Below are 19,754 nucleotides of genomic sequence, written 5' to 3'. Positions count from 1 at the left end.
TGCCTCTGTAGCGGAGAGTGCTAGTTCTGCTTTTTCAGCCGTGGAGGCTCAATACCAGCGAGATCAGCAGCGTAATCGAGTAGCGCGCTGAAATCCTTACCGGCATATTTGCCAGAACGCGCCGAGCCATAAACCGCATGTACGGCAGCACCTACCGGCAGACCCAGACGCTCCTGTGCCGCAGCCTCCAGAGCCAGCGTCATGTCCTTGTGCGACAGATCAAAGGTAAAGCCCGGCTCTATGTCGCCAGCAAGAGACTTGGTGGCAAAGTTCACCTGCATCTGTCCGTTCGTGGCTGTCGTTTGCGCATTGACTTGCTTGACGATATCGATATCGAGACCAAGCTTGGCGGCGAGGACAATTGCCTCGGCTGTAATCTCCGCAATGCTCAAGACCTGAAAATTGTTGACCAGCTTGACCCGGATACCACTACCAGGCTTGCCACAACGAATGATCGTATCTCCCATGGCATCAAAGAGTGGTTTGGCGACCGCGAAGTCGTTTTCATCGTCACACCCCACCATGAACATCGACTTGCCAGCTGCAGCGTGACTAGCCAGACGACCGACCGGCGCGTCCATGAATCGTATTCCCCTTTCGGCACAGGCACGAATCAACTTGTCAGTGCCGTGGGGCGCAATGGTGCTCATATCGATGAGCAGCCCGCCCGGGGCCATGTTGTTGAGAACACCATCTGGACCCGTCACCACATCAAGCACATGCTGCGTTGCGGGCAACATTGTAAACACAACATCTGCCTGGGCAACAGCCTCGATCAACGATTTCGCGGGCGTCGCCCCCGCTTCGGCAACACGTGCCACACTGGCCGGCTGAATGTCATAAACCGTAAGAGCGATACCCTTGCGGGCAATATTCGAGGCCATGCCACCACCCATAGCACCAAGCCCAACGAAAGCGACTTTTCCCATCTTTCCTCCCAATTTCATTGTGTGAAATAGAATTTCATTTACAGGCTAGCATAAGATTGGCAAGATGCAACCGGCTTCTGTCAAAAGGGGGAAGCCAAACAAAATTGAATGATTCACACATGTGGGAGGAAACGTCGTGAACCATTTCCAAATTCGTCGGCTTTTGGCGGGCGCTGCTGTTTTGTTGCTCTCCAGCGCCGCCAGTTATGCTGAAGATATCAAGATCGGTGTCATCTATGATCAGACAGGGCCGTTTGCCGGCGCAGGATCGATCAATGCTTCGATCGGCACACAGATTGCAATCGACATGATCAACGAAAAGGGGGGCATCGAAGGACGCAAGCTTATACCGGTCAATGTGGATGCGCAGTCAAAAGTCGATGTCGCAATCAACGCAGCCGAGCGTCTTCTGAATGACGATAAGGTGGACCTCATCATGGGCGTCTATTCCAGCGCCCAGTGTGTCCCGATGGCCGCAAAAGTGGACAGTGCAAAAAAATTCATGTGGGCCAATGTCTGCGTGTCCTCTGCGGTCTTCAAAGATCGCAATCTGCAATATGTATTTCGGCCTCAAGTCCATTCGGATCAATATGGCGAAGCGTCCTGCAAGTTTCTGTCGGAAATTTCGGAATCCAAATTCGGCATCCCTGCATCCGAGCTGAAAGTTGCCATCATTCATGAAGACGGGCCCTATGGTTCCGGCATCGCTCAGGCTAACGAGAAGACCTGTGCCGGCGCCGGCATGAAAATCGTGCTCAACGAAGGTTATTCCATCAGCGCCACTGACCTGTCTCCCATGGTTTCAAAGCTGCGCCGCGCCAAGCCCGATGTGATTTTGCACACTGGTTACGCCCCCGATATCGCGCTTTTCCTGCGGCAAGCCAAAGAACAGGGACTGCGCTGGAAAGCGCTCATCGGCCATGGCGCAGGATATGCAAACCCCGTGAAACTGCACGAACTCGTGGGTGAAGACGCGAATTACATCATGGATGTGGATCCGGTTGCCGCTCAGCTGCTCAACGGCGACACGCTGGCGCCCGGCCTTGGCGACATCACCAAGGAAGTCGTCCGCCGTTACAAGGAAAAAACCGGCATAGATTATGCGGAAACCAATGTCTGGATGGGCTTCAACCAGTCCTGGATTCTGTTCTCCGATGTACTGCCGCGCGCCATTCGCGATTTTGGCGGTACAGACCCGGAATCCCTGCGCAAAGCCGCGCTTGCAACCGACATTGCACCTGGTGGAACGGTTCAGGGTTATGGTGTGAAATTCTATCCTGCGGGCACACCGATGTCCGGTCAGAACGAACGCTCGACACCGAGTGTAATTCAGTACACGCCCGATGGAACCACCGTTCTGTGGCCAACCAATATCAAGACAGCCGATTCCGTTATTCCGCTGCCCCAGGGACACACCTACTCGCAATAAGCGCTCCTCCCATCCGGGAGCATAAGGCTCCCGGATTATGAGCCGGGCCGTGCAGGTGCCAACTGCGGAGAAACGGATATTCATGCTTTCAGTACAAGCACTAACAAAAAAATTTGGCGGCTTTGCCGCTGTCTCGGACGTGTCTTTCGACGTCAAGAAAGGTGAAATTCTGGGCCTTATCGGTCCGAATGGCTCCGGGAAAAGTACGACCTTCAATCTGATCGCCGGAACGCTGGCCCCCACCTCGGGAACCATTTCCATGAATGGCAGGGCGATACAGGGGCTTAAAGCTGATGCTATCTGCCGGATGGGTGTCGGCCGGACATTCCAGATACCAAGGCCTTTCACCAAGATGAACATCCTGGAGAACGTGACGCTCGCTGCCTGGTTCGGGCAAACAGCACGGCCTCCTATCGAACAATGCCGGCGTCAAGCGATCGAAGCACTGGACCTGGTAGGCCTGTCGGCCAACCCTCAAAACAGCGTCGAAGGGATGGGTGCCGCGGGCCTCAAGAAGCTCGAACTCGCGCGTGCGCTTGCAAGCCAGCCCGAGCTTTTGCTCGCTGACGAGAGCCTGAACGGCCTCGACGAAAACGAGATGGAACAGGCTGCCGATATGCTCGACCTTGTGCGGCGGGAACGTGGGATCACCATCATCTGGGTGGAGCATATCATGGGGGTTCTGATGCGGGTCGTAGACCGCGTCGTGGTGCTCAACCAAGGCCGGAAAATCTATGATGGCGATCCTCTTGGTGCACAGACCGATCCTCGGGTGGTGGAAGTCTATCTGGGACCAGAGGCGGCCGAGGAGCTGAGAACAAATGCTTGAGCTGACGAACGTGTCCGCATCCTACGGTTTTTTCCGCGCCCTCAGCGGCATCAATTTGCGCGTCAACGCCGGTGAGGCCGTTGCAGTCATTGGCGCGAATGGCGCCGGGAAAACATCGCTGCTGCGGGTCATTTCCGGCATGTTGCCCGCCACCGATGGGCGCATGACGATGGAAGGCATCGATCTGCGTGCAACCGCACCCCATAAGATCATAGATACCGGTATCGCGCATGTACCGGAAAACCGCCACCTCTTTCCCAAACTGACAGTCGAGGAAAACCTGCGCATGGGTTCGTTTCCCCGGGGCGCTCGTGCTCATTATCGGGAGCGGCTCGATTACGTCTATGAGCTCTTTCCGCGCATGAAAGAACGGCGTCATCAACATGCGGGCACCATGTCCGGCGGGGAACAGCAAATGTGCGCCATCGGCCGCGCCCTTATGAGCAAGCCCAAACTCATCCTTCTCGATGAACCGTCGACGGGACTGGCGCCCGTTGTGGTCTCGCAAGTCTTCGACCTTGTCCGCCGTATTCGAAATGAGGGCTATACCGTGCTCATAGTTGAGCAAAACGTAAAGCAGGTGCTGAAGGTGGTCGATCGAGCCTATCTGCTTGAAACCGGTCACATCCAAACCAGCGGAACAGCAGAAGAGATGATGGGATCTGAATCTGTTCGACACTCCTATATGGGGATCACCCGATGACCTGTTCCTTCGATATTTTCTTTCTGGAAGCCGTATTGAACGGTCTGCTTCTGGCCGGGCTTCTGGCGCTTCTCTCGCTCGGCCTCAATCTCATCTTCGGTGTGATCGATGTCGTGTGGATCTGCTACGCGGAAGTCGTCATGGTTGGTATGTATGCTATCTATTTCATGCACGCAGTCCTCGGCGTTGACATATTTCTTTCCTATGCGTGCGGCATATTTCTGACCGCACTGGTGGGACTGGCGCTCCATTTCTTCGTCATCCGCCCCTTGCTATCCTCGCCCCCGATCAACCAGCTTCTGGCGACGGGTGGCATTCTCGTCCTGCTGCAGGCTGGCGCCACCATGGCCTTCGGTATTGAATACCGCAACATGGGCATCGAGCTTGGCTCGATCTCTTTCTTCGACATGTATTTTGCATGGTCCCGCGTAGTCACCTTCGGCGTTGCTGTCGCAGCCATGGCTCTTCTGATGCTTTTTCTCCGCCGCACCTATACAGGCATGGCTATTCTGGCGCTCAGCCAAGACCGGCAAATCATGCCGTTGATGGGCGTCGATAGCGGTCGCATCTATGGCGTCACATCCGCTATTGGCGGCGGTCTTGCCGGTCTTGCTGCAGCTCTGATGGCCCTCCAATTCGACATTTATCCGCACATCGGTCTGCAGTTCGGCCCGCTCGTCTTCATGGTCTGTGTTCTCGGTGGGCTTGGAAATCTGATTGGCGGCTTCATCGCGGCAATCATCATCTCCCAGTTTATCTCTGTCGGCGGTTCCTGCTTCGCGACGGAATGGGGTTACGCCATCGCATTCCTGTTTTTTATCGTCATGATGTTTATCCGGCCTCAAGGTCTCATGGGGAGGCGCTGACCATGTCCAATACAAAACGAACGGTAACAATCGCAGCTCTTGCAGGTCTTTGCATCCTGCCATTCCTGCTGGGCTTGGCTTTCGCCGACGCCTCCCGTTACTATCTGCATCTCATTATCCAGATGTTGCTCTGGGCACAGATTTATACGTCCTGGTCGCTGATGGGACGTCATGGTCTTACTTCATTGGGTCATGGCGCATTTACCGGAATTGGCGCCTATACGACCGTGATGCTCTGGAACTGGCTTGGCCTGACACCATTGATCGGCATTCCGCTGGCCGTAGCCATTGCTGTCGTTTTTGCCATGCTGATCGGCTATCCAAGCTTTACGCAGCGCATCAAAGGACACTATTTCGCATTGCTGACATTGGCGATGGTGGAATTCGTCCGCCTCTGTATCGTGGGGTTACGCGACTATACTGGTGGATCGCTCGGCACGCAGCCCATACGGGAAGGCGACGGCTTGTCGTTCATCGCTGTCCAGTTTGAATCGAACCGCACCGTGGCCTACTTTGTTGTTCTGGTCCTTTGGCTGGCAACGCTGTGGGTCTGGAAGAAACTGGATAGCAGCATGGATCGTTACGCACTGGAAGCGATCAGCGAAGACGAAGACGCTGCCGCAGCGGTCGGTATCAGTGTGACCCGAGAAAAGCTCAAAATCACGGCCATCTCCGCAGCCCTGACTGCTCTCGGCGGCGCTTTCTTTGCGCAATATCAAATGTATGTGGGGCCGGAAACCATATCCGGCTTGAACGTCTCCCTGAGCATCGTTTTCGGCGTGGTCGCCGGTGGAATGGGGGTATTGCTCGGACCGACGGTAGGGGCGATTTTTACCCAGACGCTCTCTGAGGGATTGCGCTTGTTCACGCAAGGTTCGGACTGGCTCACAGCCACTCTCGGCACACGTGCTCTTTCTTTGGACGGGGTAATATACGGCTTGCTGCTCGTATTTTTCATCATTTACATGCCGAAAGGTATTCTCGGAACACTGCTTGACCGTTCCAAGAAGCAGAGGACATAGTGCATTTTTTGCAGAGCGACAGACCGCAGATTGAAAGGGGCCAACGCATGGCATCATACAAACCGGTTACAGCCGCTCTTCGTGTGCTGGAAGTGCTGGCAGGCGTAAACCGACTCGGATCGCGGGCGAATGTGGCCGAAATCCATCATGTGACAGGCATCGACAAAGCCACCGTCGTTCGGATGCTTGAGACCTTGATCGCAGCAGGTTACGTGTTGCGGGACAAGGATCAGGCAATCTATCGGCCCACGGGAAAAACTCTTTCACTCGGCACCGCTTATGATCGCCATCGGATAGTCAGCGACATCGTTTCCGACGATCTTGCTGACTTCCGGCAGCAGATCGGCTGGCCATCTGATGTTGCACTGTTTGATCACGATGCCATGCTTGTGGTGCAATCGTCGCGAAACAACGAACCCTTGCATTTCAAACGGGCATCCGGCTTTCGCGCTCCAGTTCTCGCCACAAGCCTCGGTCTGGCCTATCTTGCCAATTGTAGCGAAAGCGAACGGGAGGATTATCTTGCTCGGGCGGCCGCTGATCCGGCCGCCTGGAACGATATCGCGCGTAACCTTCCTTTGCTGAATGTGAAACTCGCAGCGATCCGCAAACAGGGATTCGCGACAATGGAGGAAAGCTATTCCCGCTCTTACTACGAATCCAAGTTTTTCAGCATCGGCGTACCGATCATGACTGCTGACAGGATTTTTGGTGCGATCAACGTCATCTATCTCAAGAGCGCGGTAACGGAGAAAGCAGCCCAGGACAAACTTCTTCTACCTCTTCAGGAAGTGGCAACCCGCATGGCTATAAAGCTGACCGGCAGCGCGGCATTCTGAGCTAGATGACTACAACTCAAACATCCCGGCGTTTCAGCTGAGACCTCAACATGTCGATGAAGGCTCTTGCGTTTTGGCTCGGTGGAGGACCATAACGCGACTGCAGAAGTGAAAGCTCGATCCCAATCTGTTCGACGATCGGTATCCGCACGAGATCAGCAGCTATGCCACCGGCAACAGCAAATTCGTCGACAATTGTTAGTCCTATCCCGGCACGTACCATAGCGATCGCCAACTCCGCGCGGGGCACCTCCATCACGATTTGCGGTGTGACGCAAACGGTCTCGAACGCCTTTGCGATCAGGCGACCGAAGGGAATGGAGTGATCATACATCACCACCGGATACGCACCGATCTCTTCAAGAGAGATTTCCATCTGTCCCGCTCGTTCATGTATTTTCGGAACTACACAAACCATTTTGCCTTGTATCAGCGGTTCACAGATCAGGCCTGGGTCATCTATCGGCAGAACAGAGATCGCAATATTTGCCTGCCGCCCCATCAGTTCACGCGGCATGTCGGCCAGAAGCGTGGTATGATATTTCACATGCACTTGTGGATGCACAGCTAGAAAACGCGCGATAACGGGCGGTATGAAACCGAGCGCCAGACTGGGGCTTGCCGCAATCGTTAATGTGCCGCCCGGGCGCTTCGCCAACTCGCGGGCAAGCTCGTCGACATGGCGCGCCTCTTCGAAGAGTTTTTCAACCTCGGAAAGAAGCAGTTGTGCTTCGGCCGTCGGGACGAGTTTGCCACCAGCCCGTTCAAACAACGTCAATCCGAGACTTTGTTCTGTATAGGCGACCAGTCGGCTGATCGCCGGCTGCGTAATATTGAGCAGACGGGCCGCCGCCGACATGGAGCCGGTCAGCATAACAGCGCGAAACACTTCCATTTGCCTGAGCTTGAAACGCATATCCATGCCTGAATGTTATAGGTCGCATTAAAACGGCATAAGCCGACACGAAGGTCAACAACTATAGTGACGCTTGCAAATTATACGCGTTATAAGGAGGACATCCGAAGGATGCACGACCCCATCGGATTTATCGGTCTGGGCGCTATGGGCTTGCCAATGCTGGCGAATCTTAGCCGAGATCAGCAGTTAACGATCTACGCCCACGACCTTTCGGAAATTCCCCTTCGAAAGCTGGAAAGCGAAGCCGCTTTTGGCCGAACCTTATTCGGCAACCGGACATTGGAACCTTTTCGTCAATGTGTAATCGTTATCACGATGCTGCCAAACAGCCGCGCAACAAACGCTGCCATTCTCGGAGCGGATGGTAGCAAAGGGCTAGCCCATTTTCTTCCACGCGGCAGCACGATCATCGACATGGGATCGTCCGATCCAATCGAGACGATGCGCCTCATTTCGATCCTTGCAGAGAGCGGGATTCGGCTCATTGATGCTCCGGTTTCTGGTGCAGTCGCGAAAGCACGTACCGGAGAACTTTCCATTATGGTCGGTGGAGATGCTGCTGTCGTTGAAGAGTTGCGGCCGATCCTGGCACGCATGGGGAGCCGGCTCATTCCAACCGGCAAGCCTGCATCCGCTCATGCTATGAAGGCACTTAATAACTATGTCTATGCAGCTGGACTGCTTGCAGTTGCCGAAGCTACAGCCATCGCGGAAGCAATGGAGTTGAACACTGCGATTTTTGCAGATGTTCTGAATGCATCGTCTGGCAGGAATGTGGCAAGTGAGACAAAACTGAAGCCCTTTATCTTGCCACGCACTTATTCGGGCGGCTTTGCGCTCTCACTTCAAGCTAAAGATCTGGCGATTGCACACAATCTCCAGCAGAAATACGCTGTCGAGACCCCTCAATTGGAACTTTGCGCCGCACTTTGGGCCGAAGCTCTCCAAGTTCTTCCCGAAAATGCCGATAACACCGCCATCCATCGCTTCATCCACAACCGGGTGCACCCAGCGACCAAAGCGAACTGAAAGGACAGCATTATGTCGCTTGTTGATATTCGCAAACGTTCAGTCACGGTTGAAACGACGTATCGCGAGTTGGGCCCGGCTCCGGAAACCCCTCTCAAAATGGCGGCAGCCTGCGCTGTCATCGCCAACCCCTATTCGGGAAGGTATGAGACTAACCTTATGCCGTTTATGGCGGAGTTGCGCACCTTAGGGCATTCGCTTGCGACCGAATTGGTTGAGACCTTGGGAGGGCGCGATAAAATAGAAGTCTATTCGAAGGCGGCCGTTGTCGGCTTAAACGGCGAAATCGAACACGGTGCCGTGTGGCATGAGGCAGGCGGATGGGCCATGCGCGAAGTGCTCGGCCATCCCAAAGCCATGGTTCCGGCCAACAAGGCAGTTGCTCCCGCCGGCTATCGTATCATGGTACCAGTCCACTACATTCATGCTTCATATGTGCGCAGCCATTTCAATAGCATTGAAATCGGTATCCAGGACGCCCCGCGTGCCGACGAAATACTCTTCGCACTCGTCATGGGAACCGGCGGTCGCTTGAACTCACGTCTCGGAGGGTTATTAAAAGAAAGCGTCAGGGGCGACGACGGGCAGCGGTGATTTTTAGATGTGGCGCATAGGCAGATACAGTTCTGAAAGAGTCACCGCTCATAGCGGTGACAATCATCTGATTGCCAGTCAGAGTCGTGAATGTTGTCGTGCACTTTTGCGCCGTTCTCCAGCTCCTTCGGTTGGTGCATACGCTTTGTCGGGTTTCTCAATCCATATCCGATTTAGGGACACCAGAGCCACAGCGAGAAGATCACTAAGCTTTATGCGAGCTTTGTGCCGATGTTTCCTCTCGTGCTGATCCCTTGCGGTTGGATAACGGAGTCCTCATGGGCTTCAACTCGACCGACCTACCCCAATCAGCGAAACACGAATTAGTTTTTGCTAAATAAAAACAAATGGAAAGTCCGTCCACTGAGGGAGGACGTGAAGTTACTGGAGCTTTACCAGAAGGGCTACCCTTAGGCAGTGGCCGCCTTGTTGGAAAAACCACTCAATTGAAATGGACTACTCAGGTAATAGCGTAATCCCTGTTTCAGATAAAATGCGAGAAGCATGGCAAAGGCTTCGCAAAATCAGTCGTAACGCGGACAGGCATATGTTCCCCTGAAATGGTTGGCTTGAACAGGAGATTCTAGCCGGAACGTTGCTCAACGAACAGGCGCTTGTCGAAACGACAGGGTTGGCAGAGCGCCTATCCATCACGCGCTTCATCGACTGGCTTATGATGATCTGGTGGTGATTCATCCCCGCAAGGGGGCGCAAGTGCGGCTAGGGGACGGAACTGGCAATGGATACAGACCGGGCCGGGGGTTTCACAATAAACCCTATTTTCCGTTATATCTGCAAACGCATCTGTATCGTTTCAAATACGAAGACCTGACACAAGCGACAGAAGCTTTCCCTGACCTGTAGCCTTCAAGACTTATCGTCACACGAAGCGTAGGTAGCTCCTCTTTGAAGAATTTTATTGGAACTTATGCCGCAAGCGGGAATTTCATGTCTGTTACTTATTTCACTGGAGAAATACAATGAAAATCTGAATGTTAGCGTTCTTGAGCGCTTGTATCATCGCGCCTTCGGCTGTGTTCGCTCAGGACACTGGCAAAACCTCACCGGAAACTCCAGCGGTAGCAACGCCTGATAGCAACAATCCAGACGCGCCGGTTAAGGGTGCCAACAGCTTTACAGAAGATCAAGCTAAATCAAGGATTGAGGAGGCAGGATATACTGGCGTAAGCGGACTAAAATTGAACGAAGAAAACGGCATCTGGGAAGCCTCTGCCATGAAAGGTAACGAGAAGTTGGGTATCCAGCTTGACTACCAGGGCAATGTCACAAAGAAGCCAATGTGAAGGTTTGACTTCCATCCGCCATTTGAACATGGGAGAACCGTTACCGTACTATTTGATAATTACGAAGCAGCCAAGGATGCTGTGGCACGGCTCGAAAACGCTGGGTTCCCGTCAGACGACATTTCCATTGTCTCCCACCACCGTGACGGTGACGGCGAGAGTAATGCCGGCTCTGGCGCAGGGGTCGGTGCAGGTCTAGGTGCGGCTGTCGGCGGTGCCGGTGGTCTTTTGACAGGGCTCGGGTTCATGGCGATCCCAGGCGTTGGGCCGGTCGTCGCCGCAGGTTGGCTCGCAGCAACATTGGCCGGTGCAGTCGGAGGGGCAGTTGTCGGGGGTGTCGCCGGAGGTCTCATCGGGGCGCTGACCGAGAGCGGCGTATCGGAAGAAGACGCTCACTTATACGCCGAAGGCGTTCGTCGCGGTGGCTCACTTGTGACCGCTCGTGTGGCGGATGAACGTGTGTCGGAAGCTGACGCTATCTTGGCTGGTGCCAACCCGGTGGATATCAACGACCGACGCAAACTATATGTCCAGGAAGGTTGGCAACGTTTCGACGCGAACGCCGATCCCTATACCGAAGAGGAGATAGAACGGGAACGCAGCCGTTACCTTTAACGCTTGAGCGGGCGAAAGCCCGCTCCGTCAACCGTGTTTGATTATCAGTCACGATTTTTTGTCTTATTGCATACAGGGATCTTTTCGTTGAGCTAACCAATGTTAACGGTGCAGATTATCGACATGAAATGCACCAGTTCTTCTTCTTCCCATGATCCGGGTTATCAATCTCCAGCGCTCGATCAAACGTGATGTCCGACCGGTTCGGCGCGAGGCGGGAACCGGTCGATAATGAGATGTGCCTCAACACTATCTGATACGCCCGCTTTACTTTCTATCGCGAATTCCCACGCATTATGCGATATTTCTGTTTAAGCGGTTCTGTGGCTGTCACGATGACGCGCTTACGCGGCTCGATCTCTTGGTCCCTGTAATGTCGCCTTGGGGAGTCTTAAAAGCAGTGACAACCCTGCCGGCTTCCATTCGCGCATTAGCGTTGCATTCAGCCCCTGCAACGTCGCCTTTTCGAGCGTCGCTCCGAACCCTTGCCGTTCCGGCGGACTTTGCCGGGCTGATCCTCCGGTCTCTGTCCAGTGAAGGTTCACCATCTCACAGTCAGTCTCGATATGAATTACAAGCCGTCCCTTAGGGGATGACAGAGCACCATACTTCGCGGAATTTGTCGTAAGTTCGTGCAACAGAAGACCAAGAGACGTCAACGTATTTCCAGACAGGGTGATGTCGGACCCTGTAATTTCAAGGCGGGAACCTTGCTCAGTTTTATGAGGCAACACGACTGCCTCGATCAGAGCGGAGACCGAAAAGGACCGCTCAACGCCCCCATCGTCTTTTAGATCAGGCAGCGTCAGCGCATGTGCGTTGGCAAGGGCATTCATACGTGCTCTCAGATCGGCAACAAGTTCTTCCTTCGTGCCCGCCGAGCGCGCACTGACCGAAATCAGCCCGGACACCAGAGCAAAAAGGTTTTTGATCCGGTGATTGATTTCCTGAAGAAGAATATCTTTTTGACGGGCTGCCATGCGTAGTGCCTCGGCCTGCAGCGCCAGTTCATCTCGCTGTACAGCGAGCTGTTGCTTTTGCCTGTACATTTCAAAAAAAACGTCCGCCTTGCTGCGCAGTATGTCAGGCTCGATCGGCTTTTGGATGAAATCCACGGCGCCCGCTTCATAACCCCGGAAACGACGCTGACCTCCACCGCCCGCTGTCACGAATATAATGGGGACATGACGCGTTCGCTCATTGCCCCGCATGAATTCTGCAAGCTGAAAACCGTCAAGTCCGGGCATCTGGACGTCAACCAACGCCAGCGCAACATCATGCTGCAACAGCAACTCAAGCGCCTCATCACCGGATTTCGCTTTCAGCAACTGTAACCCTTCGCGTCGGAGGAGACCCTCCAGCACAAGAAGATTTTCTTCAAGATCGTCCACAAGGAGAAACAATACGGGTTTCATGAGTTGGTTTGAACCTTTTTTAGATAAGTTGATATCGCCTCGAGCGACAAAATCTCTGCATGCTCACATCGGCTCAGCGCTGCGTATGGCATTGCTGAGGCATGGGCACTTTCCGGGTTTTGAACAATGGCTTTCCCGCCTGCATCGACGATATGGCGAAGCCCCGCTGCCCCATCTTCGTTGGCTCCGGTAAGCACAACACCTATCAGGCCGGTGCCGAAGACCTCCGCGGCGCTCTCAAACAGTACGTCAATGGACGGACGCGAATAGAGAACAGGATCATCCTGAGAAAGAGAAAAGCTTCGGTCCGCCTCAATACGCAAGTGATAGTCGGGCGGGGCGAAGTAAATGTTACCCTTTTCGACAGGTTGCTTGTCTTCAGCTTCCCAGACTGGAATATTGCATTTCCGGCCAAAAAGTTCGGCCATCAAGCTTGGCCGGTCAGGCGGAACATGCACGACAACAATAACGGAAAGGCTATAGTTTAGCGGCAATGACGGCAAAATCGCCGACAAGGCTTCAAACGCGCCTGCGGAAGATCCGATCACGATTGCCTCGGACGCCAGGGTCTTCATGATGAGACTTTCTGGTAGATCTTTTCTTCGCGTACAAAATCCGCAAATGTGCCGGCGTGATCCGAAAAGCGCACGCTTTCCTTGGCGCCCAGCCCCAGGAAACCTTTATGGATGAGCGACTCTTTAAAAAGGCCAAGGACACGATTTTTAAGCGCATGATCGAAATAGATCAGCACATTTCGACAGGATATCAGATGCATTTCCCCGAATGCTGCATCAGTGGCAAGGCTGTGATCTGAAAAGACCACGTTACGGCGCAGGGATTTATCAAAGACCACCCGACCATAGGCCGCCTGGTAGTAATCTGACAAAGACATTCGCCCGCCCGAGCGTTGGTGATTTTCCGTGAATGACCGGACACGATCGAGGGCGAACACCCCAGCCTCTGCTGCGCTCAGAGCGTCCTGATTGATGTCTGTCGCATAAAAAAGCGTCCGGTCCTCGAGCCCTTCTTCACGAAAAAGGATCACCATTGAATAGAGTTCTTCTCCACTGCTACATCCAGCTATCCAGACTTTAAGTGATGGGTAGGTCCGCAAATGCGGAACCACCTGCTCGCGGATTGCCCGGAAATAATCCGGATCGCGAAACATATCGCTGACCTGGACGGTGAGGAAGCGGAGCAAATGCGACAGCATGTCGGGATCGTGAAGTAGCTGGTTCTGCATGGCGGAGAAACTCGCAAACCCCAGTTGCTCACGCGCCTGTTTCAGACGGCGCCGGATCGAGCCCAGTGAGTAATTGCGAAAATCATAATGATACCGGAGAAACAACGCCTCCAGTAACAGCCTTATTTCGATATCTTCTGCTGAATCGTTGGACTGGGCTCCCCTCATTTGGGCATCCAGACACGAACAAGCGAAAGGAGTTTGTCGACATCGAGTGGTTTGGCCATATAATCATTTGCACCGGCCTCGATGCAACGCTGCTGGTCATCCGGCATTGCCTTGGCAGTCAATGTGATGATGGGAAGTTTCTTCCACGCCGGGTTTTCACGGATCTTCCGGGTGGCGGCGAGGCCATCCATGACTGGCATCATGATATCCATCAAAACAATATCAATAGCGGTCGATTCACTGGCCTGGCTCTTCGACACTGCGTCAAGTGCCTCGCGTCCGTTGCGCGCGATAATGACTTCCGCGCCCCGGGGCTCAAGAATGTTGGTGAGGGCATAGATATTGCGGATATCATCTTCCACAACAAGAATTCTGCGACCTTCAAGAAGCGCATCGCGATGGCGGGCTTTCTGGATCATTTTTTGCTGCTCGAGCGGCAGTTCCGAAATGACCTGATGCAGAAAAAGACTGACTTCGTCTAGAAGGCGCTCGGGCGATTTCGCGCCTTTGATGATGATGGACTTGGAGTAACGGCGCAGCTTTTGCTCATTTTCCGCTGAAAGCTCCCGACCGGTATAAACAATAACCGGCGGGAACGAGTAAATGTTTTCCTGGCTGAGAGTTTCGAGCAACGCAAAGCCGGAAGTGTCTGGCAGCGAAAGGTCGAGAACCATGCAATCAAAGGTCTGCTCGCGAAGGAGGTTCAGACATTCCGCAGCGCTCGCTGCGGTAAAGGTCTCGACGTCCCCGGAGCCAAGCAGACTGGCAACCGCCTCTCGCTGGTTCTTGTCATCTTCCACAATCAGGACCCGGTTCGCACGCCGGGACAGCTTTTTCTCAAGTCTGGTCAGAACATCGACAATTTGCTCGCGGCTGACGGGCTTGCGGAGATAACCGACAGCGCCCAGCGAGATCGCGGTCCGTGTATGATCGCCTGCGGAAATGACGTGGACCGGGATATGCCGGGTGCGAACGTCATTTTTCAAGCCGTCCAATACCGAAAGTCCCGACTGATCGGGCAGTCCAACATCGAGTACGATCGCATTTGGCGAAAATTCACGCGCGGTTTTGACAGCCTCCTCTGCGGTGCGCGCGACAACACAATGAAAACCCATTTCCCGGGAGAGATCACGGACAATCGCTGCAAATGTCTCATCGTCTTCAATGACGAGGAGTACCCGCTTGTCTCCACCAATCTCCTCGCGATCATCTGAAAGCTGGCGGGCAACAGCCGCCTCTGACACCGCCGCAGGCATCTCACCAGGGCTCCTGGTCGGCAAAAAGGACGAAGTGGTTGGAGAAATGTCTCTGGCAGATATCTGCCTTAGGGGCAACGTAACCGAAAAGCGGCTGCCCTGCCCGGGCTTGCTCTCGACTGCGATAGTTCCTGCAAGAAGGCGCACAAGCTGCCGCGAAATTGAAAGGCCAAGACCCGTGCCGCCAAATCTCCGGCTGATCGTGCTATCAGCCTGATGAAACGCCTCAAAAATGCTGGTGAGCTGATCTTCGGCAATACCGATCCCACTGTCGGAAACCGAAAACACAATCTTGTCGGAGCCTTGCGGCCGGACTGATAGCTCCACTTTACCCTTTTCGGTGAACTTGATTGCATTGGAGATCAGGTTTTTGAGGATTTGCTCGAGCCGTCGCGGATCGGTCTCGAACGTTTTGGGCAGGTGCTCGTCGAGCGAGATGATGAACTCAAGTTGTTTTTCGCTTGCGACAGGCTCGAACATTTGCCGCAGTCCGTTTGTCAGACGGACGACCGATGCCTCCTCGGGCTGTATCTCAACATGCCCGGCTTCAATTTTTGAAAGATCGAGAATATCGTTGATTAGATTGAGCAGTTCATTCCCTGACGACTGGATTGTCCGTGCGTACTTGACCTGTTCTTCCGTCAGGTTTTCATGCGGATTATCGGCCAGCAGCTTCGCCAGAATGAGCGAAGAGTTAAGCGGCGTACGTAGTTCGTGCGACATATTTGCGAGGAAGTCGGACTTATACTGGCTTGAACGCTCGAGCTCAGCGGCTTTAAGCTGAACCGATGCATTTGCCCTCTCAAGATCGGATCGCTGAATTTCGAGCTGATTTGCCTGCTCTTCGAGTTGAGCGTTTGTCTGCTCGAGCTCTGCCGCCTGTAGCTCGAGTCGCAGCTGGGATTCCTTGAGAACGCGACTTTGCTCTTCAAGTTCCTCATTGTTGACGCGCAATTCTTCGCCCTGCGCCTGCAGCTCTTCGGACTGTTGCTGGGTTTCCTCCAGAAGGTTTTGCAATTCGCCCCGATAGGATGCCGCTTGCACACTCAGTCCTATTGCATCGGAAGCTTGCTTTAAAAGTGAGAGAATCTTCTCATCCACGGGCTTGAGAAAACCCATTTCCAGTACGGCATTGGTTGAGCCTTCAACCACAGCGGGCAAGATGACGAGATATTTCGGCTTGTCCTGACCTAAAGCGGAACCGAAGGAGAGATAGCCATCAGGCACGTCATCGAGAACGATCAGGCTTCCTTGCGTCGACGCTTGCCCGAGCAGTCCTTCGCGACCCACAAACTCGAGGGGAACGGATTTGCTGTCCGGGATTCCATAGACAGCCGTACGCCGAAAGTGACCGCGCGCTCCACTAAAGAAGGCTCCCGCCACGGCACCGGTGTATGCGACGAGATAGTCCAGGACATTTTCGCCAAGCTCATCAATCCGCTGGTCCCCTATCATGGCGGATCCCAGGCCGATTTTTCCAGTTTGCAACCATTCTTCGCGCGAACGGCTGATTGCAGCCTTGCCCAGAAGATAACCGATCACCACCGTTAGCAGAATTCCAAGCGCGGCAGTTAGCACAGTGCTAATCAATGCCTGCTGCTGTGCGCTTTCCATCTCTGCGAGGCGACTGGTTCGAACCTCGTTTTCAGTCTGGGACATAGCGTCAACCATGCCCCGGATAGCATCCATCTCGACTTTACCACGATCAGAACGGACAAGGTCGAGCGCTGCGCTCAATCCCTGCGTTCTTCGCAGATCGATCGTTTCAGCCATCTCATCGAGTTTTGCCTCGATGCGCTGCTTCAGAATGCCTAGCCGGTCGCTCTGACCGACATTGTCACGCGTCCTTTCAACAGCTTTTTCAAATTCACTCGCAATCGCACCGCGGGCATTTAGGTAAGGGCCGAGATAATCGTCTTCACCCGTCAGAAGGTAACCTCGCTGGCCCGTTTCTGCGTCCTGAAGGTGTAAAAGCAGGTTTTTAAGGGAGACAATCGCGCGATGTGTTTCAACAATTTTCTGATTGGCAACGCTTATGTTTTGCGTGTTGATATAAGTGACCAAACCACTTCCAGCGAAAAAAAGAACAGCTGCAATCAAACCAATCAGTATGCCTGGCTCAAAACGAAACATGCCCATGAAAGGCCTGCGTTGGGTGAAATTCATAACCGGCTCACTGCGAGAGAAAAAGGAAGGAGTGGAAGGCGCGCGCCCCTACCGAGACAATTAACTATGCATCTCACGAAATCGCTTCTCGATCAGCAGCCAACATGATTCTTGTCCTTGGGAACTAAGCCAAAGAATAGCTTATATAGGGTCCCGCGTCCGTGCACTAGTGGACTTAACGAACCGTGGACTCGAACGATTGGCGGCATTTTGACCGCTAATCGCAGTTTAAACCCGTGTTCAGATCACTGTCCCGACTATTACAGGTCAACGTCCGTATGCGAACGACCTTATATGGAATGCAGCTATGCATCCGAGGTCGCCAGACCAACGGGTTAAATGCGTAGCGAGCAAATCGGTGGTTATGTCGCAAATTTTTCATCAAGTTAAAAGCGGCCTGATCTTCAGACGCAATTATGCTGCAAGCTCCGCAAAGACCTCGAATGGCGGGCGGTTGTCATTGGCAAATTGGTTCTGTGGCGCATAACGGACAACCCAACGGTTCAATGTTGCATGGTCAACGTTCACACCACGTTCGGCCATAATTTCCTGCAGGTCACGATAGGAACCGGGATAGCGCACGTAAAAGAAAACGGCGTAAAGGATGACACTTTTAGGAAAATGAGCCCCTTTGAAATCGATTACCATACCCTGTCACCTCACCCAACGTCCGCACCGAAGCGACAATAGCGCAGCAGAAGTGAAAAATTCGCGACAGAACCCCCATTACTACGATGCGATCTGAAATCGTGAGATCCAGCATCTCAGTCTCCGTTCTTTTCGGTCCAGACCGTGAGGCCTGTTAGAGCGAACAGCGACAACATCATTGCGCTAATAAACCAAACAAATAGGCTCATATAGGTTCCTCCAGGCGATTTAACTCGCTCGGCCGAAAAAGGTTCAATAGGGAAGTAAATATAGGCCAGAAAGCCTTGATCAGCAGGGTGTAACGTACTGATCAGGGCTTGCGCACGGGGTACCATCGGATAGGAAAACCATGCGCAACTAGATAAATATCGTGCGCACTTCGCCGAACTAGGGGCCGCACGAGTTTTTGTACGATACCGTACGCTGCATGTGGCATCGCGTGCCTGAGTTTCGACGGTTACAAAGAGTAGCCGTACGCCGCCAGTGCGATCCCGCCGACCACACCAATAAACGACCATCCCAGCATGCTGATACCCATGAAGCTGTGATAGGTTTTATCTGAGACTTTCTTAAAGGCCATTGCGACCAATAAATTCACGACCGCGCCAAAGATTAGGCCGATACCGTTGGCAACATGGGCGGCGGGGTGAAGTGCCAAGCTCTGCATGAAATACGGCCGCAGCAGAAAAGTCGCGCCCAGCATACCTGCGATCAACACGAAAACTGAGACCATGCCGAAACCGGTCCATCTTATAAGCATTGTCTAAATTACCTCTGTCTTGGGGAAGATCGGGCGGTAATGACGCTTGCTTTCTCGATGGACAACCCATTTCTCGAATTTTTCCCAAAAAAAGCGAGCCACTCATAGGGGCGGGCAAGTTTGTTTGTCTCCAAAAGCCTATGAAGCGGTTTTTAAAATGTATGCTTGGAAGGTGTAACCCCCGGCGCCTTGTTAGATCGCCGGGGGTGCGAAAGGTATTGGACAGTCGGGGCTACCTTACGCCTTCCCTCGTCCCCCATGAGGGTGGCCCTACATGACGGTGCAGGGCAGACATCAGCTTCCGAGCTTGGAAAACGGTAACTGACGCCAACGCCTACAAACTGCAGTTCTCGAATAAGGTTCCGTCGCCATTATAGGAACTGGCCTATAAAGGTACAATTGTGACAAATAGGGAACGTTTTGTCGCTCTCTTCGTTTTCATCCCGCAACCAAATTCCCCTATCAAAGGATGAAGAGATGAGCAGCACCAGGTAGGCGGAACGATCAAAGAAGAAGTTGGAAAGGTTACAGGTAATCGAAATGTTGAAGCAGATGGCGCCGCCCAGAAGCTAAAGGTAAGGCTAAAGCTATCATAAAGTCGGTTGTCGATAGAGCCTAAGTGAATTGCCGCTAGTACCTCGCTATTTTAACTGATGGCGAGATTTTTTATTGAGCGCAATAAACACTCTGCCGAAACGAGGTCCGGCTGGCATAATTGCCTCCCGGGAAACATATGCGCGATAAATGGGGCCAGCGATGCGCCTTTTCTTGAGTGGTTCGCCCATCCACACTTAGCGAGTTGTCCCCCGGAACCAGAACTTAAATTACTACATTGCGTTAGGTCGTAGACTCATAAAGTGATGCACCAGATGCGGATAGCGATGAGTTTGACAGCAGCGAGGAAATTGGCCGGGTTCTTATCATAACGTGTGGCAATACCACGATAGTGCTTGATGCGGTTAAAGAAGCGTTCGACCAGGTTTCTCTGGCGATAGACCCATGGTGAGAACGCGAAGACGT

Annotated in this window: 16 protein-coding genes and 3 pseudogenes; 10 read left to right on the top strand and 9 right to left on the bottom strand. The window is 53.4% G+C overall.

The window, feature by feature from the left end; translation table 11 throughout:
- Positions 1 to 20: 20 nt before the first annotated feature.
- Positions 21 to 929: an NAD(P)-binding domain-containing protein gene (locus JAU75_RS22750; RefSeq protein ID WP_199058768.1), complete on the bottom strand. Its 909-nt coding sequence runs from the start codon at positions 927 to 929 to the stop codon at positions 21 to 23.
- Positions 930 to 1,065: 136 nt separating this feature from the next.
- Here JAU75_RS22750 and JAU75_RS22745 point away from each other — a divergent pair, with 136 nt between their 5' ends.
- The 6 genes from JAU75_RS22745 (at position 1,066) to JAU75_RS22720 (ending at position 6,617) form a co-directional block, all read left to right on the top strand.
- On the top strand, positions 1,066 to 2,358 hold the full coding sequence (locus JAU75_RS22745; protein ID WP_199058767.1) for an ABC transporter substrate-binding protein: 1,293 nt from the start codon (positions 1,066 to 1,068) through the stop codon (positions 2,356 to 2,358).
- An 82-nt stretch (positions 2,359 to 2,440) separates the two neighbouring features.
- Complete coding sequence (locus JAU75_RS22740) at positions 2,441 to 3,187, top strand: ABC transporter ATP-binding protein (RefSeq protein ID WP_199058766.1); 747 nt, start codon at positions 2,441 to 2,443, stop codon at positions 3,185 to 3,187.
- Positions 3,180 to 3,890, top strand: coding sequence for an ABC transporter ATP-binding protein (locus JAU75_RS22735; protein WP_199058765.1), 711 nt, complete (start codon positions 3,180 to 3,182; stop codon positions 3,888 to 3,890). The genes JAU75_RS22740 and JAU75_RS22735 overlap by 8 nt, the downstream gene beginning before the upstream one ends.
- Positions 3,887 to 4,756, top strand: coding sequence for a branched-chain amino acid ABC transporter permease (locus tag JAU75_RS22730; protein WP_199058764.1), 870 nt, complete (start codon positions 3,887 to 3,889; stop codon positions 4,754 to 4,756). The genes JAU75_RS22735 and JAU75_RS22730 overlap by 4 nt, the downstream gene beginning before the upstream one ends.
- A gap of 2 nt (positions 4,757 to 4,758) precedes the next feature.
- Positions 4,759 to 5,778 (top strand): branched-chain amino acid ABC transporter permease, encoded by a 1,020-nt coding sequence (locus JAU75_RS22725; protein ID WP_199058763.1) that lies wholly within the window; start codon positions 4,759 to 4,761, stop codon positions 5,776 to 5,778.
- An 83-nt stretch (positions 5,779 to 5,861) separates the two neighbouring features.
- The gene (locus tag JAU75_RS22720; protein ID WP_199058762.1) at positions 5,862 to 6,617 is read left to right on the top strand and encodes an IclR family transcriptional regulator C-terminal domain-containing protein; all 756 of its coding nucleotides are present in this window, start codon (positions 5,862 to 5,864) and stop codon (positions 6,615 to 6,617) included.
- Between the two features lie 16 nt (positions 6,618 to 6,633).
- Here the strand turns inward: JAU75_RS22720 and JAU75_RS22715 are convergent, their stop codons facing one another.
- Positions 6,634 to 7,533 (bottom strand): LysR family transcriptional regulator, encoded by a 900-nt coding sequence (locus tag JAU75_RS22715; RefSeq protein WP_199058761.1) that lies wholly within the window; start codon positions 7,531 to 7,533, stop codon positions 6,634 to 6,636.
- A 111-nt stretch (positions 7,534 to 7,644) separates the two neighbouring features.
- Between JAU75_RS22715 and JAU75_RS22710 the strand changes: the two genes are divergently transcribed.
- From JAU75_RS22710 to JAU75_RS22695, 4 genes and pseudogenes are all read left to right on the top strand, one after another.
- On the top strand, positions 7,645 to 8,565 hold the full coding sequence (locus JAU75_RS22710; protein WP_199058760.1) for an NAD(P)-dependent oxidoreductase: 921 nt from the start codon (positions 7,645 to 7,647) through the stop codon (positions 8,563 to 8,565).
- Positions 8,566 to 8,577: 12 nt separating this feature from the next.
- Positions 8,578 to 9,159, top strand: coding sequence for an amino acid synthesis family protein (locus JAU75_RS22705; RefSeq protein ID WP_199058759.1), 582 nt, complete (start codon positions 8,578 to 8,580; stop codon positions 9,157 to 9,159).
- 992 nt (positions 9,160 to 10,151) lie between these two features.
- Positions 10,152 to 10,463: a PepSY domain-containing protein gene (locus JAU75_RS22700; RefSeq protein WP_199058758.1), complete on the top strand. Its 312-nt coding sequence runs from the start codon at positions 10,152 to 10,154 to the stop codon at positions 10,461 to 10,463.
- A gap of 33 nt (positions 10,464 to 10,496) precedes the next feature.
- Positions 10,497 to 11,078, top strand: a pseudogene (locus tag JAU75_RS22695) (general stress protein); the annotation flags it as partial.
- Positions 11,079 to 11,422: 344 nt separating this feature from the next.
- On the opposite strand, the gene JAU75_RS22690 reads toward JAU75_RS22695, so the two are convergent.
- The 7 genes and pseudogenes from JAU75_RS22690 to JAU75_RS22660 all read right to left on the bottom strand — a co-directional run.
- Entirely contained in the window at positions 11,423 to 12,493 is a 1,071-nt protein-coding gene (locus JAU75_RS22690; protein ID WP_199058756.1) for a response regulator, read from the bottom strand.
- Positions 12,490 to 13,068, bottom strand: coding sequence for a chemotaxis protein CheB (locus tag JAU75_RS22685; protein WP_199058755.1), 579 nt, complete (start codon positions 13,066 to 13,068; stop codon positions 12,490 to 12,492). Before JAU75_RS22685 ends, JAU75_RS22690 begins: the two co-directional genes overlap by 4 nt.
- Positions 13,065 to 13,904, bottom strand: coding sequence for a CheR family methyltransferase (locus JAU75_RS22680; RefSeq protein ID WP_199058754.1), 840 nt, complete (start codon positions 13,902 to 13,904; stop codon positions 13,065 to 13,067). The genes JAU75_RS22685 and JAU75_RS22680 overlap by 4 nt, the downstream gene beginning before the upstream one ends.
- Positions 13,901 to 17,326 (bottom strand): response regulator, encoded by a 3,426-nt coding sequence (locus JAU75_RS22675; protein WP_199058753.1) that lies wholly within the window; start codon positions 17,324 to 17,326, stop codon positions 13,901 to 13,903. The genes JAU75_RS22680 and JAU75_RS22675 overlap by 4 nt, the downstream gene beginning before the upstream one ends.
- A 474-nt stretch (positions 17,327 to 17,800) precedes the next feature.
- Positions 17,801 to 17,974 (bottom strand): annotated as a pseudogene (locus JAU75_RS22670) (IS6 family transposase); the annotation flags it as partial.
- 457 nt (positions 17,975 to 18,431) lie between these two features.
- Positions 18,432 to 18,734 carry a hypothetical protein gene (locus JAU75_RS22665; RefSeq protein WP_247880592.1) on the bottom strand — a complete coding sequence of 101 codons (303 nt, stop codon included), beginning with the start codon at positions 18,732 to 18,734 and terminating at the stop codon, positions 18,432 to 18,434.
- An 850-nt stretch (positions 18,735 to 19,584) separates the two neighbouring features.
- Positions 19,585 to 19,754 (bottom strand): annotated as a pseudogene (locus JAU75_RS22660) (IS5/IS1182 family transposase); the annotation flags it as partial.

Source organism: Ochrobactrum sp. Q0168 (assembly GCF_016427605.1).
Classification (GTDB): Bacteria; Pseudomonadota; Alphaproteobacteria; order Rhizobiales; family Rhizobiaceae; genus Brucella.
This window is presented reverse-complemented; position numbering and strand designations above follow the sequence as displayed.

Bases quoted from the DNA above. Each gene is read 5' to 3' on its own strand.
- JAU75_RS22715 (WP_199058761.1), bottom strand. From the start codon at position 7,533: ATGCGTTTCAAGCTCAGGCAAATGGAAGTGTTTCGCGCTGTTATGCTG.
- JAU75_RS22710 (WP_199058760.1), top strand. From the start codon at position 7,645: ATGCACGACCCCATCGGATTTATCGGTCTGGGCGCTATGGGCTTGCCA.
- JAU75_RS22680 (WP_199058754.1), bottom strand. From the start codon at position 13,904: ATGAGGGGAGCCCAGTCCAACGATTCAGCAGAAGATATCGAAATAAGG.
- JAU75_RS22740 (WP_199058766.1), top strand. From the start codon at position 2,441: ATGCTTTCAGTACAAGCACTAACAAAAAAATTTGGCGGCTTTGCCGCT.
- JAU75_RS22735 (WP_199058765.1), top strand. From the start codon at position 3,180: ATGCTTGAGCTGACGAACGTGTCCGCATCCTACGGTTTTTTCCGCGCC.
- JAU75_RS22725 (WP_199058763.1), top strand. From the start codon at position 4,759: ATGTCCAATACAAAACGAACGGTAACAATCGCAGCTCTTGCAGGTCTT.
- JAU75_RS22730 (WP_199058764.1), top strand. From the start codon at position 3,887: ATGACCTGTTCCTTCGATATTTTCTTTCTGGAAGCCGTATTGAACGGT.
- JAU75_RS22705 (WP_199058759.1), top strand. From the start codon at position 8,578: ATGTCGCTTGTTGATATTCGCAAACGTTCAGTCACGGTTGAAACGACG.
- JAU75_RS22675 (WP_199058753.1), bottom strand. From the start codon at position 17,326: ATGAATTTCACCCAACGCAGGCCTTTCATGGGCATGTTTCGTTTTGAG.
- JAU75_RS22700 (WP_199058758.1), top strand. From the start codon at position 10,152: ATGTTAGCGTTCTTGAGCGCTTGTATCATCGCGCCTTCGGCTGTGTTC.
- JAU75_RS22750 (WP_199058768.1), bottom strand. From the start codon at position 929: ATGGGAAAAGTCGCTTTCGTTGGGCTTGGTGCTATGGGTGGTGGCATG.
- JAU75_RS22690 (WP_199058756.1), bottom strand. From the start codon at position 12,493: ATGAAACCCGTATTGTTTCTCCTTGTGGACGATCTTGAAGAAAATCTT.
- JAU75_RS22665 (WP_247880592.1), bottom strand. From the start codon at position 18,734: ATGCTTATAAGATGGACCGGTTTCGGCATGGTCTCAGTTTTCGTGTTG.
- JAU75_RS22685 (WP_199058755.1), bottom strand. From the start codon at position 13,068: ATGAAGACCCTGGCGTCCGAGGCAATCGTGATCGGATCTTCCGCAGGC.